At 65.6% G+C, this 14,161-nt stretch carries 12 protein-coding genes; 8 read left to right on the top strand and 4 right to left on the bottom strand.

Going from position 1 to position 14,161, the window contains the following annotated elements; translation table 11 throughout:
- Nucleotides 1-101: 101 nt before the first annotated feature.
- Nucleotides 102-848, top strand: coding sequence for a 16S rRNA pseudouridine(516) synthase (locus N0K08_RS03615; protein WP_261498651.1), 747 nt, complete (start codon nt 102-104; stop codon nt 846-848).
- Between the two features lie 92 nt (nt 849-940).
- Here N0K08_RS03615 and N0K08_RS03610 read toward each other — a convergent pair whose 3' ends face one another.
- Nucleotides 941-1,705, bottom strand: a complete 765-nt coding sequence (locus N0K08_RS03610) for a DNA/RNA non-specific endonuclease (protein WP_261498649.1) — start codon at nt 1,703-1,705, stop codon at nt 941-943.
- 524 nt (nt 1,706-2,229) lie between these two features.
- On the opposite strand from N0K08_RS03610, the gene guaD reads away from it, so the two are divergent.
- Nucleotides 2,230-3,582, top strand: coding sequence for a guanine deaminase (gene guaD, locus N0K08_RS03605; RefSeq protein WP_261498648.1), 1,353 nt, complete (start codon nt 2,230-2,232; stop codon nt 3,580-3,582).
- 54 nt (nt 3,583-3,636) lie between these two features.
- Nucleotides 3,637-5,001: a uracil-xanthine permease family protein gene (locus N0K08_RS03600; protein WP_261498646.1), complete on the top strand. Its 1,365-nt coding sequence runs from the start codon at nt 3,637-3,639 to the stop codon at nt 4,999-5,001.
- 137 nt (nt 5,002-5,138) lie between these two features.
- On the opposite strand, the gene N0K08_RS03595 is transcribed toward N0K08_RS03600, so the two are convergent.
- From N0K08_RS03595 to N0K08_RS03585, 3 genes are read right to left on the bottom strand one after another with little or no spacing between them, the layout of a single operon-like run.
- A complete protein-coding gene (locus N0K08_RS03595) occupies nt 5,139-5,561 on the bottom strand; it encodes an RNA-binding S4 domain-containing protein (protein WP_261498644.1) in 423 nt (140 codons plus the stop codon).
- Between the two features lie 60 nt (nt 5,562-5,621).
- Nucleotides 5,622-7,073: a sensor histidine kinase gene (locus N0K08_RS03590; protein WP_261498642.1), complete on the bottom strand. Its 1,452-nt coding sequence runs from the start codon at nt 7,071-7,073 to the stop codon at nt 5,622-5,624.
- A gap of 5 nt (nt 7,074-7,078) precedes the next feature.
- The gene (locus N0K08_RS03585) at nt 7,079-7,759 is read right to left on the bottom strand and encodes a response regulator (protein WP_261498641.1); all 681 of its coding nucleotides are present in this window, start codon (nt 7,757-7,759) and stop codon (nt 7,079-7,081) included.
- A gap of 169 nt (nt 7,760-7,928) precedes the next feature.
- On the opposite strand from N0K08_RS03585, the gene N0K08_RS03580 reads away from it, so the two are divergent.
- The 5 genes from N0K08_RS03580 (at nt 7,929) to N0K08_RS03560 (ending at nt 14,125) form a co-directional block, all read left to right on the top strand.
- Nucleotides 7,929-8,888 carry a Bug family tripartite tricarboxylate transporter substrate binding protein gene (locus N0K08_RS03580; protein ID WP_261498639.1) on the top strand — a complete coding sequence of 320 codons (960 nt, stop codon included), beginning with the start codon at nt 7,929-7,931 and terminating at the stop codon, nt 8,886-8,888.
- A gap of 134 nt (nt 8,889-9,022) precedes the next feature.
- Nucleotides 9,023-9,601 carry a tripartite tricarboxylate transporter TctB family protein gene (locus N0K08_RS03575; protein ID WP_261498638.1) on the top strand — a complete coding sequence of 193 codons (579 nt, stop codon included), beginning with the start codon at nt 9,023-9,025 and terminating at the stop codon, nt 9,599-9,601.
- The gene (locus N0K08_RS03570; RefSeq protein WP_261498637.1) at nt 9,601-11,091 is read left to right on the top strand and encodes a tripartite tricarboxylate transporter permease; all 1,491 of its coding nucleotides are present in this window, start codon (nt 9,601-9,603) and stop codon (nt 11,089-11,091) included. Before N0K08_RS03575 ends, N0K08_RS03570 begins: the two co-directional genes overlap by 1 nt.
- A gap of 68 nt (nt 11,092-11,159) precedes the next feature.
- Nucleotides 11,160-12,716 carry a sigma-54 interaction domain-containing protein gene (locus N0K08_RS03565; RefSeq protein ID WP_315967985.1) on the top strand — a complete coding sequence of 519 codons (1,557 nt, stop codon included), beginning with the start codon at nt 11,160-11,162 and terminating at the stop codon, nt 12,714-12,716.
- Between the two features lie 215 nt (nt 12,717-12,931).
- Nucleotides 12,932-14,125, top strand: coding sequence for a substrate-binding domain-containing protein (locus N0K08_RS03560; protein ID WP_261498636.1), 1,194 nt, complete (start codon nt 12,932-12,934; stop codon nt 14,123-14,125).
- The last annotated feature ends 36 nt before the right edge of the window (nt 14,126-14,161 follow it).

The raw sequence follows: 14,161 nt of genomic DNA, 5'->3' as shown, positions 1-14,161 counted from the left end.
CTGGGGGTTTTCTTATTGGCGAAAGCAAAAAGCTTTCCCGAAACCCTGTGAGCCGGCGCTGCCGGCCGCATATTCATTGACTTCATTGGTTGAGACTAGCGATGCAACTGCAAGACATTCTTTATTCGCAAGGGTTTGGAACCCGTCGTGTATGTGCCGGCCTGGTCCAGCAAGGCTGGGTCGAGGTTTATCCCAAGGATGATGCGGCTGCCGCGCCGCAGCTGTGCACGGATTCGACAGCCGACTTCGATCCCGAAGGGCTGCGCTTTCGTGTCCAGGGCGTGGACTGGGCGTATTACGCCAAGGGCTACATCGTGCTGCACAAGCCTGCGGGCACCGAGTGCTCGCAAAAGCCGTCGACCTATCCGAGCATTTACACCTTGCTGCCGCCGCCACTGCGCCAGCGGCCTTGCAAGAGCGCCATCCAGGGCCTGCAGGCCGTGGGCCGGTTGGACCAGGATACGACAGGCATGCTGCTGCTCAGCGATGACGGGCAGTTCATCCACCGCATGAGTTCGCCGAAAAAGCATGTGCCCAAGGTCTACCGGGTCACGGCCAAGCACCCGGTGACGCAGGAGATGATCGATCAGTTGCTGGCTGGCGTGGTGCTCGATGACGACCCCAAGCCGGTGAAAGCCGCGGCCTGCGAATTGATCGACAGCCATGTGCTGGACCTGACGCTGACCGAAGGCAAGTACCACCAGGTCAAGCGCATGCTGGCCGCCGTGAGCAATCGCGTGGAAGGTTTGCACCGCGCACGCATCGGCAGCCTGGTCTTGCCCGAAGACCTGGCGCCGGGCCAATGGCGCTGGCTCACGGCTGAGGACCTGGAAAAGCTCAAGGGCTGAAATGTTGCCCCCACGCTTGCTCGCTTCGCGTAGCCGCGCTGGGGGGCAGAGCCCCCCAGATGCATTTTGCGGCCCGGCGGCGGCGATGTAGCCTAGTGGGTCCCAGGCAAAAAGTCTATGCCAGTGCGCTGCACCAGTTCCTGGTAGCTGATGGGTTTGGAGACGCGTTCGGCATCGTCGTTGGCCTGCCAGTAGGCCCAGGACTTGCGCGTGGTGGCGTCGTAGACCAGCTTGTAGAGATAGGTGGGTACGCGCACCTGGCCGTCGCCGATGGCGCTGCTGCTGGCTGTGAACACCGGGCCGGTGAAGATGAAGACGTCGCCTTGGGCGCGCTGCGCGTAGCGGCGCGTGTCTTGCTCTATGCGCGCCCAAGGGCCAGAATTGTGCTTCATGGCCTGGGGCACCATATTGGCCAGCGAAAAGCTCTGGGCCATGGCCTGGGCCGTTGGCATATCCCCCGCGGGCGCCATATGGCCGCGCGAATAGCCCGAGCGTTTGTAGTCGCCGAGTTCTGCGCGTTCGCTGCGGGGCAGGCGCGCATCGGCGAAGAACTTGTTGGTGCGTTTTTCGTCGGCGTCATCGACCAGCGCCCGGTTCAGGCGCTGGACCACATAGACCGGTGTCTTGCTTTCCCCGTTGTGCAGCACGGCGAAGGCGTCATAGCACAGGGCGCGCAGCTTGTTGAGGTGACTCGCTGACGGCGGGGCAGGCACATGGCCGGCCACGAAAAATGTGGGGCAATCGGCAAAGGCTTTGCTGGGAAGCGGGGCGAAAGAGGGGCTGGGCTTGGCGGAGACTGCCGCCGCTGCAACAGACAAGGCTGCTGCCGCTGTGACACGCCAGCAAAAGCGTGCCATGGACTGACCAAAAATCACTGCATTACTCGGGCCCTGAAGGCCTCGATCCAAAAGGTGGGAAAAGCCACGAGGCAGCAGGCCCCGCGGCAGCTCATCGGGCGGACCCGGCGAAACCAACGAGCCGCAAGAATGCATCAAAAAAGTGAGCTTGAAAGCGAGTTTGGTGCTTCATTGGCGATTGTTTTAACGCGCTATGCATCCAGGAGCGCGGAGCGGGGCCTCACCTCTCTTGCGGGAGGCGCACACGCATGCCGTCGCGATGACCCCGCAGCGGCGATTCAGTGGTGGCAGCCGTAAAATGCGCACACTCTCGGGTGCAGGGGCAAACGCTTGCCGCTGTGCCTTCCTGGGGCAGGCTCAAGGCCTGTCCTGCGGTCTGATGACTTCTGGGGCTTGCGGCACTGGACTGCACCGGTGCCGGCCTTTTGACGGCCAGCCGGCGCAGCCGGCGGCGGGTCCGGCAACTGCTGATGAACTCCACTTTTTCACTTTTTGAGTCCCCCGCGCGCGGGGCGGCATGGGCCATGCAATGCACGGCTTTCGACACGCCGCAGGCCGATGCGCTGCGCGTGCAAAGCGATGCGCTGGTGACGGTATCCGGCGAAGGCCAGATCACCGCGGTGATCGCACGCGACGACCCGCGCTGGGCCACGGAGCGCGCGCGCCATGCGGCGGCTGGCAGTCTGCGCGAGCTGCCCGAAGGCAGCTATCTGCTGCCGGGCATGGTGGACTTGCATGTGCATGCGCCCCAGTGGCCGCAAATGGGCAAGGCCCTGGATGTGCCGCTGGAAGCCTGGCTGCAGCAAAACACTTTCCCGCTGGAGGCGCGCTATGGCGACGAGACCTTTGCCGAAAGCGTCTACCGGCCGCTGGTGCAGCAGTTGTTGGCCAATGGCACGACCACGGCCATGTACTTCGGCACGCTGCATGACAGCGGCAACCGCGTGCTGGCCGAGCAGTGCCTGCGCCAGGGCCAGCGCGGCCTGGTAGGGCGGGTGGCCATGGATGAGCCCAGCCAGTGCCCTGCGTTCTATCGTGACGTCAGCGCGCAGGTCGCCATCGCCGAGACCGAGGCTTTCATCGAGACCGTAGCCCGCCTGCCGGGCAATGCCCATGGTCTGGTGCGGCCGGTGATCACGCCACGCTTCATTCCCAGCTGCACGGATGCCTTGCTCGAAGGCCTGGGCGCGCTGGCGCAACGCACGGGCGTACATGTGCAAACCCATTGCTCGGAAAGTGATTGGGCGCACCAGCATGTGCTGGAGCGCACGGGCGTGACCGACGCCCAGGCACTGCATCGCTTCGGCCTGCTGACGCGGCGCACGGTGGTGGCCCATGCCAATTTCCTGACGCCGGACGATGTGGCGCTGATGGCCCAGGTGGGCGCTTCGGTGGCCCATTGCCCCCTGTCGAACTTCTACTTTGCCAACAGCGTTTTTCCAGCGCGTTCGGGCCACGCCCAGCGCATGGGCATGGGGCTGGGCTCCGATATTTCGGGGGGCTACAGCCCGTCGATGTTCGACGCCTGCCGCCATGCGATCACCGCGTCCTATGCGCTGGATGAAGGCGTGGATCCGGATCTGCCGGCCGCACAGCGCGGGCGCCACGATGCGCGCATCGACCATGTGTTCGCGCTGTGGCTGGCCACGGCCGCGGGCGGGCAGGCGCTGGACCTGCCCATAGGCCGCATTGAAGCCGGCCAGCAGTTCGACGCCATCGTCGTTGACTGCCGCACGCCGGACTCCAACGTCTGTGTGTGGCCGGACATCGATAGTCCCGCCGATGTGCTGCAAAAAATCATCTACAACGCCACGCGCAGCAATGTGGCCCAGACCTGGGTCCAGGGCGCGTTGGTCCACCGCCGCGCTGCCGCCTGATCGCGCGCCCGATTTCCCGACTTTTCCTTTTCTTTTTTGCAGACTGTTGCGTCGATGACCGAACCTACCTCTTACGAAGGGCGCCTGATCGCCCAGCCCGACGACCGCGTCACCGTGCTCAAGGCCTTGCTGCTCGGCGTGCAGCACGTGATGGCCATGGACGTGTATGTCGTGCCTTTCATCATCGCTTCGGCGCTGGCGCTGTCGCAGGCCGATTCGGCTTCGCTGATCCAGTCCACCTTCCTGGCGGCGGGCATTGCCACCATCATCCAGACCGCCTGGTGCATGCGCATGCCGGTGGCACAAGGGCCGTCCTATATTCCCTTGGGCGCCATCATTGCCGTGGCGCTGGCCGGTGGCGTGGGCCTGAGCGGCATGGGCGCGGTCTACGGGGCCTTGATTCCTGGCGCCCTGCTGGTCATCGTGCTGGGCGCGATGGGCTGGTTCCACCGCCTGATCCGGTGGCTGGTGCCGCCCATCGTGGGCGGCTCCATCATTTTGGTGGTGGGCCTGTCGCTGCTGCCGATTGCGCTGACGGCGAACGTGTTCGCGGTGCATGGCGGCTCGACCATCAACATGAACATTGCGCTGGCCGCGCTGTCGGCCGCGTTGCTCGTGGTCGCGATGATGATTGGCCTGCGCTTCAACAACCGCGTGGGCGTCTGGGTGCGGCTGCTGTCGGTGGTGATCGCGCTGGTGGGCGGCACGATTGCAGCGTCGTTTGTCGGCCTGTTCTCGTTCGATGCCGTGGCCGCGGCTCCCTGGCTGATGCTGCCCAAGATGGCGTTTGTCGACTATGAACTGCAGTTCTCGCTGCCCGCAATCCTGACCTTCGTGCTGATCTACATGGTGGTGATGGCCGAAACCACGGGCACCTGGTTTGCGGTGTCGGCGGTGATCAACAAGCCCATCACCGATGCGCAGCTGGACCGCGGCGCGATCGGTGAAGGCATTGGCTGCGGCGTCGCGGCGCTGATCGGCGGCACGCCGGTCACGGGCTATTCGACCAATGCCGGCGTGATTTCCATCACCGGTGTGGCCAGCCGCATGGTGTTCATTGCGATTGGCGTGGTGCTGGCGGTGCTGGGCTTCGTGGGCAAGTTCTCGGCGCTGATCGCTGCCATTCCCGCACCGGTGATCGGTGGCGTGTTTGCCGTGGTCTGCATCACGATTTCCATGGCCGGTATCCGCATCCTGCGCCATGTGCGCCTGGACGAGCGGGCCATGCTGGTGGTGGGCATTCCGCTGATCTGCGCTTTCTTTGCGACGCTCGCGCCCAGGGAATGGGTGCAGTCGCTGCCCGACATGCTGCAGTACCTGCTGGGCTCGGCCGTCACGGTGGGCGCCATGGCGGCGATGCTGATGAACCTGATCCTGCCGCGCGTGGCGGAAGAACCTGCTGTGATACAGCCGGCCTGAGTGGCCTGGCTCCGGCCCACGAAACTGGCGTGCCGCAACAAAGGGGCTCCGAGCAAGGGCCGCCCCGCAGCGATGGAGCCGCCCCCCTCCACCGAAGGATGAGAGGGGGGAGCCGCGTCAGCGGCTCAGGGGGTGTTTCAATCTATCGACGCGCTCCACCGGTCGTTCCAGTCCGTACCCCGGGCCTTGTCGATGTCGCGGCGGTCGCGCTTGGTGGGGCGGCCGTCGGTGAGGGTGGCCGCCGGCTCGGGTGCGAGCCTGCGTTGCTCAGCCAGCGCGGCGCGCTCGGCCAGGCTGGCGGCGGTTTCTTCGTACAGGCCCTGGGCCACGGGGGCCGGGCCGCGCCCTGGCATCAGTCCGTGGACTACCACCGTACGCGGGATATTGGCCTGGCGCATGGCAATCGTGTCGCCGACCCGAACTTCGCGCGAAGCCTTGGCGTTGTGGCCGTTGACGGTCACGCGGCCCTTGCCGATTTCCTCGACAGCCAAGCTGCGCGTCTTGTAGAAACGCGCGCACCACAGCCATTTGTCCAGTCGCATCGATTGCAGTTCACTCATGACTGGAATTGTGCCCTCGCAGGGGCATGCTGAGGCCCTCATGGTCTTGTCATGTGGCTTTCACGCGACCGTGCCGGCAATGCAGGGCACGGTGGCCAGAGTGTCCAGCCCGGATGGGGAGATACCGGCGCTGCGGTTGGTCAGGCTCAGTTGGCCGCCCAGGGCCTGGACGATTTCATGGCAGATGGCCAGCCCCAGGCCCGAGCCTGCATTCATGTCACCGGCGGAAAAAGGCTCGAACAGGCGTTGCGCCAGTTCGGCGCTGATGCCTGGGCCGTTGTCGCTGATGCGCAACTGGGCCAGGCTGCCGTGTGTGGCCGTGGCAGGCAAGATGCTCAAGTGCACGCGCAGCCAGCCCCGCGCTGGTGTGTGGTGGATGGCGTTGTGCAGCAGGTTGCGCGTGAGCTCGCTGAGCATCCAGCCATGGGCGGCGACGGCCACGGGCTGCTGGGCATGGAGCTCGAAGTCCAGGTCCTTCTCGGCCAGCAGGGGCGACAGGTCGAGGGCGATGTCGCGCACGATCTCGTCCCAGGCACAGGGCTGGGCGGGCGCGGCCTGCTGGCGCAACTGCTCGACCTTGGCCAGGGCCAGCATCTGGTTGGCCAACTGCGTGGCGCGTTCGACCGTGGCGCCGATCTCGGCCAGCGCCTGCGTGGCGGGCACATCGCCGCGCTGGGCCGATTGCACCTGGACCTTGAGCACGGCGAGCGGCGTGCGCAACTGGTGCGAGGCATCGCGCACAAAGCGTTTCTGGTGGGCCAGCAGCAGGCGCAGGCGCTGCATGACCTGGTTGGTGGCCTGCACCAGTGGCTGCAATTCGCGCGCCGTGCCGGGGGCCTGCAGGGGGCTCAGGTCGCCCTGCGGGCGCGCCTGCAGGGCGGCGCTGAGCGCACGCACCGGCCGCGTGGCGCGCTGCACCACGAGCACCACGATGAGGCCGATCATGACCACCAGCAGGGCCTGGCGCCACAGGGTGCGCCACAGGATCTGCCAGGCCAGGGCCTCGCGCAATTCCAGGGTCTCGGCCACCTGGATGACGGCCATGCCCCGGCCGTTGGCGCTGGCCACGGGCTGCAGCAGTACGGCCATGCGCACGGGAACACCGCGGAATTGGGCGTTGTAAAAATCGACCAGCGCGGCATACGGCGGGTTCTGTGCAATCTTGCCGTGCCACATGGGCAGCTCGGCATAGCCCGAGACCATTTCGCCGCCCAGCGTGGAGACGCGATAGAACATGCGGCTCTGGTTGTCGGCTTCGAAGATTTCCAGTGCCGAGTAGGGCACGAGGGCGCGCAGTTCCGCCGCGTCGTCGAAGCCGTGCACGTCGATCTGTTCGCTGATGCTCTTGGCCGAGGCCAGCAGCGTGCGGTCATAGGCGGTGTTCAGCGCGGCCAGGGTCTGCTGGTGCAGGCTCCAGGTGTTGAAGCCGATCAAAAGTACCATGGGCAGCAGAATGCCCACCAGCAATTGCCGGCGCAGCGACCAGGTCGGGCGAAGGGCTGCGGCGACCATGGCGCTCAGTCTTCGGCCTTGAGCAGATAGCCCAGGCCGCGCAGCGTCATCAGTGCCACGCCCGTGCCCGCCAGTTTCTTGCGCAGGCGGTAGACGACCACTTCCACGGCTTCGTATTGCACTTCCGTGGCGCCGGGAAAGACCAGCGCAAACAGGCGCTCCTTGGCCACGGCGTGGCCCGGGCGTGCGAGCAAGGCCTGCATCAGCGCGCGCTCACGCGGCGTCAGATCCAGGGGCTGGCCCCAGGCGTAGAGCACGCCGTTGTCCTTGTCATAGCGCAAGGCGCCCAGCACCTGGGCTTCATCGGCGGGCGGGCTGGACAGGCCGGTGCTGCGGCGCAGCAGGGCGCGCAGTCGGGCTTCGAGTTCGTCGAGGTCAAACGGCTTGGCCAGGTAGTCATCGGCGCCGGCATTGAGGCCCAGCACGCGGTCGCCCACGGTGCCTCGCGCCGTCAGAATCAGCACGGGCGTGCGCAGCCCCTGCTGGCGCGCGGCCTGCAGCACCTGCAGTCCGTCCATGCCGGGCAGGCTCAGGTCGAGCACGATGGCATCGGGCTGGTCGGTCTGCCACTCCAGCAGGGCGGAGGGCCCGTCGGCCGCGGTGCGCACCTGCATGCCGCGGCGCGCCAGCGTGCGTTGCAGCGTGGCGCGCATGGCGGGATCATCTTCTACGAGCAACAAACGCATGGGGGCGCAGGTTAGCACTTGTGGCGGTGTTTTGTCGGCTGGGCTGCCGCCACGGGGGCCGTCTTTGCGGGATTACACCTACAGTGACCGACAGCGGTTTGACAGCTCCCTGTCGCATGATGGCCCGGCACCGAGCGTGCGATTCCGCCAGACCAACAAGGAGACAACTATGCGTCGAGACACCTTCCTCCAATCGCTGGCCGCTTTGGCCGTTGCCGGCGTACTGCCGATGAGTGCCCAGGCTGCGCAAGCCGTCAAGATGATGCTGCCAGCCAATCCAGGCGGCGGTTGGGACAGCACGGGCCGGGCCCTGGGCAAGGCCTTGCAGGATGCCGGCGTGGCCTCGTCTGTCACCTATGACAACAAGGGTGGCGCAGCCGGTGCGATCGGTCTGGCCCAGTTCGTCAATGGCAGCAAGGGTGACCCGAACGCGATGATGGTGATGGGCGCTGTGATGCTCGGCGGGATCATCACTGGCAAGCCGCCGGTGAGCCTGAGCCAGGCCACGCCGCTGGCGCGCCTGACCAGCGAATACAACGTGTTCGTGCTGCCGGCCAACTCGCCTTACAAGAGCATGGCCGATGTGGTCGCCCAGCTCAAGAAGGACCCGGGCAGCGTCAAGTGGGGTGGTGGCTCGCGTGGCTCCACCGAGCACATCGCCGCGGCCATGATTGCGCGCGCCGTGGGCGTGGACCCGGCCAAGATCAATTACGTTGCATTCCGTGGCGGCGGTGAAGCCATTTCGGCCATCCTGGGCGGCAACGTCACCGTGGGCGGCAGCGGCTACAGCGAATTCGCCGAATACATTGCCACGGGCAAGATGAAGCCTATCGCCGTCACTTCGGCCCAGCGCCTCAAGGGCGTGAACGTGCCTACGCTCAAGGAGCAGGGCATTGACGTGGAAATCGGCAACTGGCGCGGTGTGTACGGCGCGCCTGGCATCACCCGTGAGCAGCGCGATGCACTGGTGGCCATGCTGGAGAAGGCGACCAAGAGCAAGGCCTGGGCCGAAGCCTTGAAGAAGAACGACTGGACACCTGCCTGGCTGGCCGGCGATGCATTTGCGACTTTCGTGGACAACGAATTCGCCAGCCTGCGCGCCACCATGGTCAAGTCCGGCATGGTCTGAAATGGTAGTACCGGCGGCTGGCGCAAAGACCGCGCGCTGCCGGATTTTTCATCGCGTTTCGTTGCGCATGCCGGTCGGGGTGCAAGCCCCCGGCCTGGCGCCTGACGGACCGCGTGCTTGTTGCGGGACTGCAGATGACCGAGCCTAGCCCTTTGATTTCTTCCGATTCCTCCTTGCCCGACGCCATCGATGATGGCGCGCAGGACACGATCCCTGGCGCCGGCCTGCAAACCGTAGTGGGCGCGGGTGTGTTGCTGGTGGGCGTTGCCCTGGCCTTTGGCGCGCTGAGCATTCCCGGCAATGCCGGCTATGGCGGCGTGGGCCCCAATTTCCTGCCCTGGGTCTGTGCCGCGGTGCTGGCGCTGTGCGGTGGCTGGCTGGTGTTCGAGGCGCGCAGTGGCGGCTATCGCGCGATGGCGGCGCCCAGTGGCGGCGTCCATGCTGATTGGCGTGCGGGCGTCTGGGTGGCGGCCGGTCTGCTGCTCAACGCAGCGCTGATCACCACGTTGGGTTTCATTTTCAGTTGCAGCCTGTGCTATGTGCTGGCCACGCAAGGCCTGCGCCGTGCAGCGGGCCAGCCGCTGGCGGGACTGCCGCGGACCTGGGGCATTGACCTGTTCACGGGCCTGTGCATTTCGGCGCCCGTGTACTGGGTGTTCACGCAGTTTTTGGCGATCAATTTGCCGGGTCTCACCGGTACGGGGTGGTTGTAATGGAAATTCTTGACGCTTTGATGGCCGGCTTTGCCACGGCCATTACACCGGTCAATCTGCTGTGGGCCCTGGTGGGTTGTGCGCTGGGCACGGCCGTGGGCGTGCTGCCAGGCATTGGCCCGGCGGTGGCGGTGGCCATGCTGCTGCCCATTACCGCCAAGGTCGAAGTCACGGCTTCGATGATTTTCTTTGCCGGTATTTATTACGGCGCCATGTACGGCGGCTCGACGACTTCCATCTTGCTGAATACGCCGGGGGAGACGGCGAGCATGGTCACGGCCATGGAAGGCAACAAGATGGCCAAGAGCGGGCGCGCGGGCGCGGCGCTGGCGACGTCGGCCATTGGCTCGTTTGTCGCGGGCACGATTGCCACCGTGGTGGTCACGCTGTTTGCGCCGGTGGTGGCCGAATTTGCGGTCAAGCTCGGTCCGCCGGAATACTTCATGCTGATGGTGCTGGCCTTCACCACCGTGAGCGCGGTGCTGGGACAAAGCCGGCTGCGCGGCATGACGGCGCTGTTCGTCGGTCTGGCCGCAGGCTGCATTGGCATGGACCAGATTTCGGGTGCTGCACGCTATACCGGCGGCAAGATGGAGCTGCTGGACGGCATCGACATCGTGCTCGTGGCTGTGGGCTTGTTTGCCGTGGCCGAAGTGCTGTACGCGGCGCTCTACGAAGGACGTAGCAACGAGACGCAAAACCGCATGGGCCGGGTGCACATGACCAAGCTCGACTGGCGCCGTTCGGTGCCGGCCTGGTTGCGCGGCACGGCCATCGGCGTGCCTTTCGGTTGCATTCCCGCGGGCGGCACCGAGATCCCGACGTTCCTGAGCTACGCGGCCGAGAAGAAGCTGGCCAAGGGCGAAAACAAGGCCGAGTTTGGCCGCCAGGGTGCGATCGAAGGCGTGGCCGGACCCGAAGCGGCCAACAATGCCACCGTGACGGCGGCGCTGATTCCGCTGCTGACGCTGGGCATTCCTACGTCCAACACCACGGCCGTGCTGCTGGGCGCGTTCCAGAACTACGGCATCAACCCCGGCCCGCAGCTGTTCACGACTTCGGCGACGCTGGTCTGGGCGCTGATTGCTTCGCTGTATATCGGCAATCTGATGCTGCTGGTGCTCAACCTGCCCATGGTCGGGCTGTGGGTCAAGCTGCTGAAGATCCCCAAGCCGCAGCTGTACGCGGGCATTCTGATTTTCGCCACCGTCGGTGCCTACGGCATGCGCCAAAGCAGTTTCGACCTGTTCCTGCTCTTCGGTATCGGCCTGCTGGGCGTGCTGATGCGGCGCTTTGACTTCCCCACGGCGCCCGTGGTGGTGGGCATGATTCTGGGCCCTCTGGCCGAAGCGCAAATGCGCAATGCCGTGTCCATCGGTGAAGGCAGCTGGCTGATCTTCGTGCAGCGGCCCATGTCGCTGGCGCTGATCATTCTGGTGCTGGCCGTGCTGGTCGTGCCACGCATGTTGCAGCGTCGCAAGCGCGCCTGAGCGGCTGCCTGAGCGGGGTCGTGATGGGCCCACCCCGCTCAGGCGTTACCATCGTCGTCATGCCTGAGATGCCCCTGCCTTGCGACGACACCCCGCCTGTGGCCAGCGCCGTGACCAACGGCCTGCCACTGGATGCCGACAGCATCCTCGCGCTGGCAGCGCGCTCCATGTTCCATTTGTTTTCCAGCATGAGCCAGGGCATGTTCCTGGCCGACCGCTCGGGCCGTATCGTCTGGGTCAACGAAGGCTACCGGCGGTTTCTGCCGGCCCTGGGTGTGGCCTCGGTGGACGACTTCCTGGGCCATATGGTCGAAGAGGTGATTCCCAACACGCAGATGCGCCGCGTGCTGGAAACCGGCCAGCCCGTGCTGATCGATTTGCTGACCAACCAGGCCGGTACCTTTGTCGTCAGTCGGCTGCCGCTGCGCGACGCCGCGGATACCGTGATCGGCGCCATCGGCATCGTGCTGTTCGACCAGCCCGAAACCACGCTCCAGCCTTTGATCAGCAAGTTCGCGCGGCTGCAGCGCGATCTCGATGACGCGCGCCGGGAGCTGGCTGCGCAGCGCGGCCGGGCCCTGGTCCAGGCCCAATCCGGTGGCGGGCGGCGCCAGGCCAAGCACACGTTTGCCAGCTTTGTCGGCACCAGCCCGGCCGCCACCGAAGTCAAGCGCCAGGCGCGCCGGGCCGCGCAGTCGTCCAGTCCGGTGCTGCTGCTGGGCGAAACCGGTACGGGCAAGGAGTTGCTGGCCCATGCCATCCATGCGGCGTCGCCGCGCGCCGCGGGCCCCTTCGTCGGGCTCAACATCGCGGCCATTCCCGACACCTTGCTCGAAGCCGAGTTCTTCGGCGTGGCCCCCGGCGCCTATACCGGTGCGGACCGGCGCGGGCGCGATGGCAAATTCAAGCTCGCCGATGGCGGTACCCTGTTTCTGGACGAGATCGGCGACATGCCGCCGAATTTGCAGGCCAAGTTATTGCGGGCCTTGCAAGAGGGCGAGATCGAGCCGCTGGGCTCGAACCAGTTGGTGCCGTTCAATGTGCGCGTGGTCGCGGCGACTTCGCGCGATCTGCAGGCGCTGGTGCGCGAAGGCCTGTTTCGCGAAGACCTGTTCTACCGCCTGCACGTGCTGCCGATACGCGTGCCGCCGCTGCGCGCGCGCCGGGCCGACATTCCGGCGCTGGTCGAAGTGCTCAGCGAGGACATGGGGCTGCGCAACGACATGCCGCCGCCCGAATGGCAGGCCGATGCGCTGGCGCTGCTCGCAGCCCAGCTGTGGCGCGGCAACATACGCGAGCTGCGCAATGTGCTGGAGCAGGCCGCCATGCGCAGCGACAGCGGCGTGGTCGATGCACATCTGCTGGACGAGGTGCTGCGCGCCGCGGGCGTCGAGCCGCGCCCGCCGCTGGCGGAGTTCGCGCCCAGCCTGAGCCCACCGCCAATGGAGTCGGACGCGGCCGACCACCAGCGCCTGCTGCGGCCCTTGCACCAGCAGGTCGCCGAGCTGGAGCAGCAGGCGATTGCGGCCTCGCTGGCGGCCAACGGCGGCAACAAGCAGGCCACGGCGCGCCAACTGCAGATTTCGCGGGCCACGCTTTACACGCGCATGGGCAGCCCGGACTGAGGTTGCGGCATGCTGCACTTTGGTGCAAACCCTGTGTGTGAATCAGGCATGTGTCCGTATTTCAGACGCTGATATGCGTCTGAAATATAGACACATTTCGAGGTGATGCAGGCCATTCCCTTGAGAAACAAGGGCTTGCGTGCGCCGCTGCAGACCCGCGCTGCCTGGCACAAAGCCTGCTGTGTCATTGTCACTATTCAAAGGAGACAAGCACCATGCAACGCCGTACTTTGGTCCATTCCGCTGTCCTGGTTTCGCTGGCCCTGCTGGGCAGCCAGGCTGCCCTGGCGCAGCCGGGCGAGATCCGCATTGCCCACGTCTACAGCAAGACCGGCCCGCTAGAAGCCTATGGCAAGCAGACCCAGGCCGGCCTGATGATGGGCCTGGAGTACGCCACGGGCGGCAGCATGACGGTGGCCGGCAAGAAGCTGGTGGTGATAGAGAAAGACGACCAGGGCAAGCCCGATCTGGGCAAGAGCCAACTGGCCACGGCCTACTCGGACGACAAGGCCGACATCGCCGTGGGCCCCAGCGCTTCGGGCGTGGCGCTGGCCATGCTGCCCGTGGCCGAGGAATACAAGAAGATCCTGCTGGTCGAGCCCGCCGTGGCCGACTCGATCACCGGCGACAAATGGAACAAATACATTTTCCGCACGGGCCGCAACTCCAGCCAGGATGCGATCAGCAACGCCGTGGCCATAGACCGGCCCGGCGTGACCATCGCCACGCTGGCGCAGGACAACGCTTTCGGCCGCGACGGCGTCAAGGCGTTCAAGGACGCCGTGAAGAAGGGCAAGCTGGTGCACGAGGAGTACCTGCCCGCGGCCACCACCGACTTCACGGCCGGCGCCCAGCGGCTGATCGACAAGCTCAAGGACCAGCCGGGCAAGAAGATCATCTGGATCGTCTGGGCCGGCGCGGGCAACCCGTTCAAGATCACCGATCTGGACCTCAAGCGTTACGGCATCGAGATCGCTTCGGGAGGCAACATCCTGCCGGCCATGGCGGCCTACAAGAACCTGCCCGGCATGGAAGGCGCGACCTATTACTACTTCGGCATTCCGAAGAACCCGGTCAACGAGGCGCTGGTGGCCATGCATTACAAGCAGTACAAGGCGCCGCCGGACTTCTTCACGGCGGGCGGCTTCTCGGCGGCCATGGCCCTGGTCACGGCGCTCAAGAAGACCCAGGGCGACACCAAGACCAATACGCTGATCAAGACCATGGAAGGCATGTCCTTCGACACGCCCAAGGGCACCATGACGTTCCGCAAGGAAGACCACCAGGCCATGCAAAGCATGTACCACTTCAAGGTGAAGAACGACCCGGCATTTGCCTGGGGCGTGCCTGAGCTGGTGCGCGAGATCAAGCCCGAGGAAATGCAGATCCCGATTCGCAACGGCCGCTGAACGCGCCGCCGGGGGCGGTGATCACCACCGCTCCCC

Origin of the sequence: Acidovorax bellezanensis (assembly GCF_025421555.1) — a bacterium.
GTDB lineage: Bacteria > Pseudomonadota > Gammaproteobacteria > Burkholderiales > Burkholderiaceae_C > Comamonas > Comamonas bellezanensis.
The sequence above is the reverse complement of the archived record's forward strand: the minus strand, read 5'-3'. Positions and strand labels throughout refer to the sequence as shown.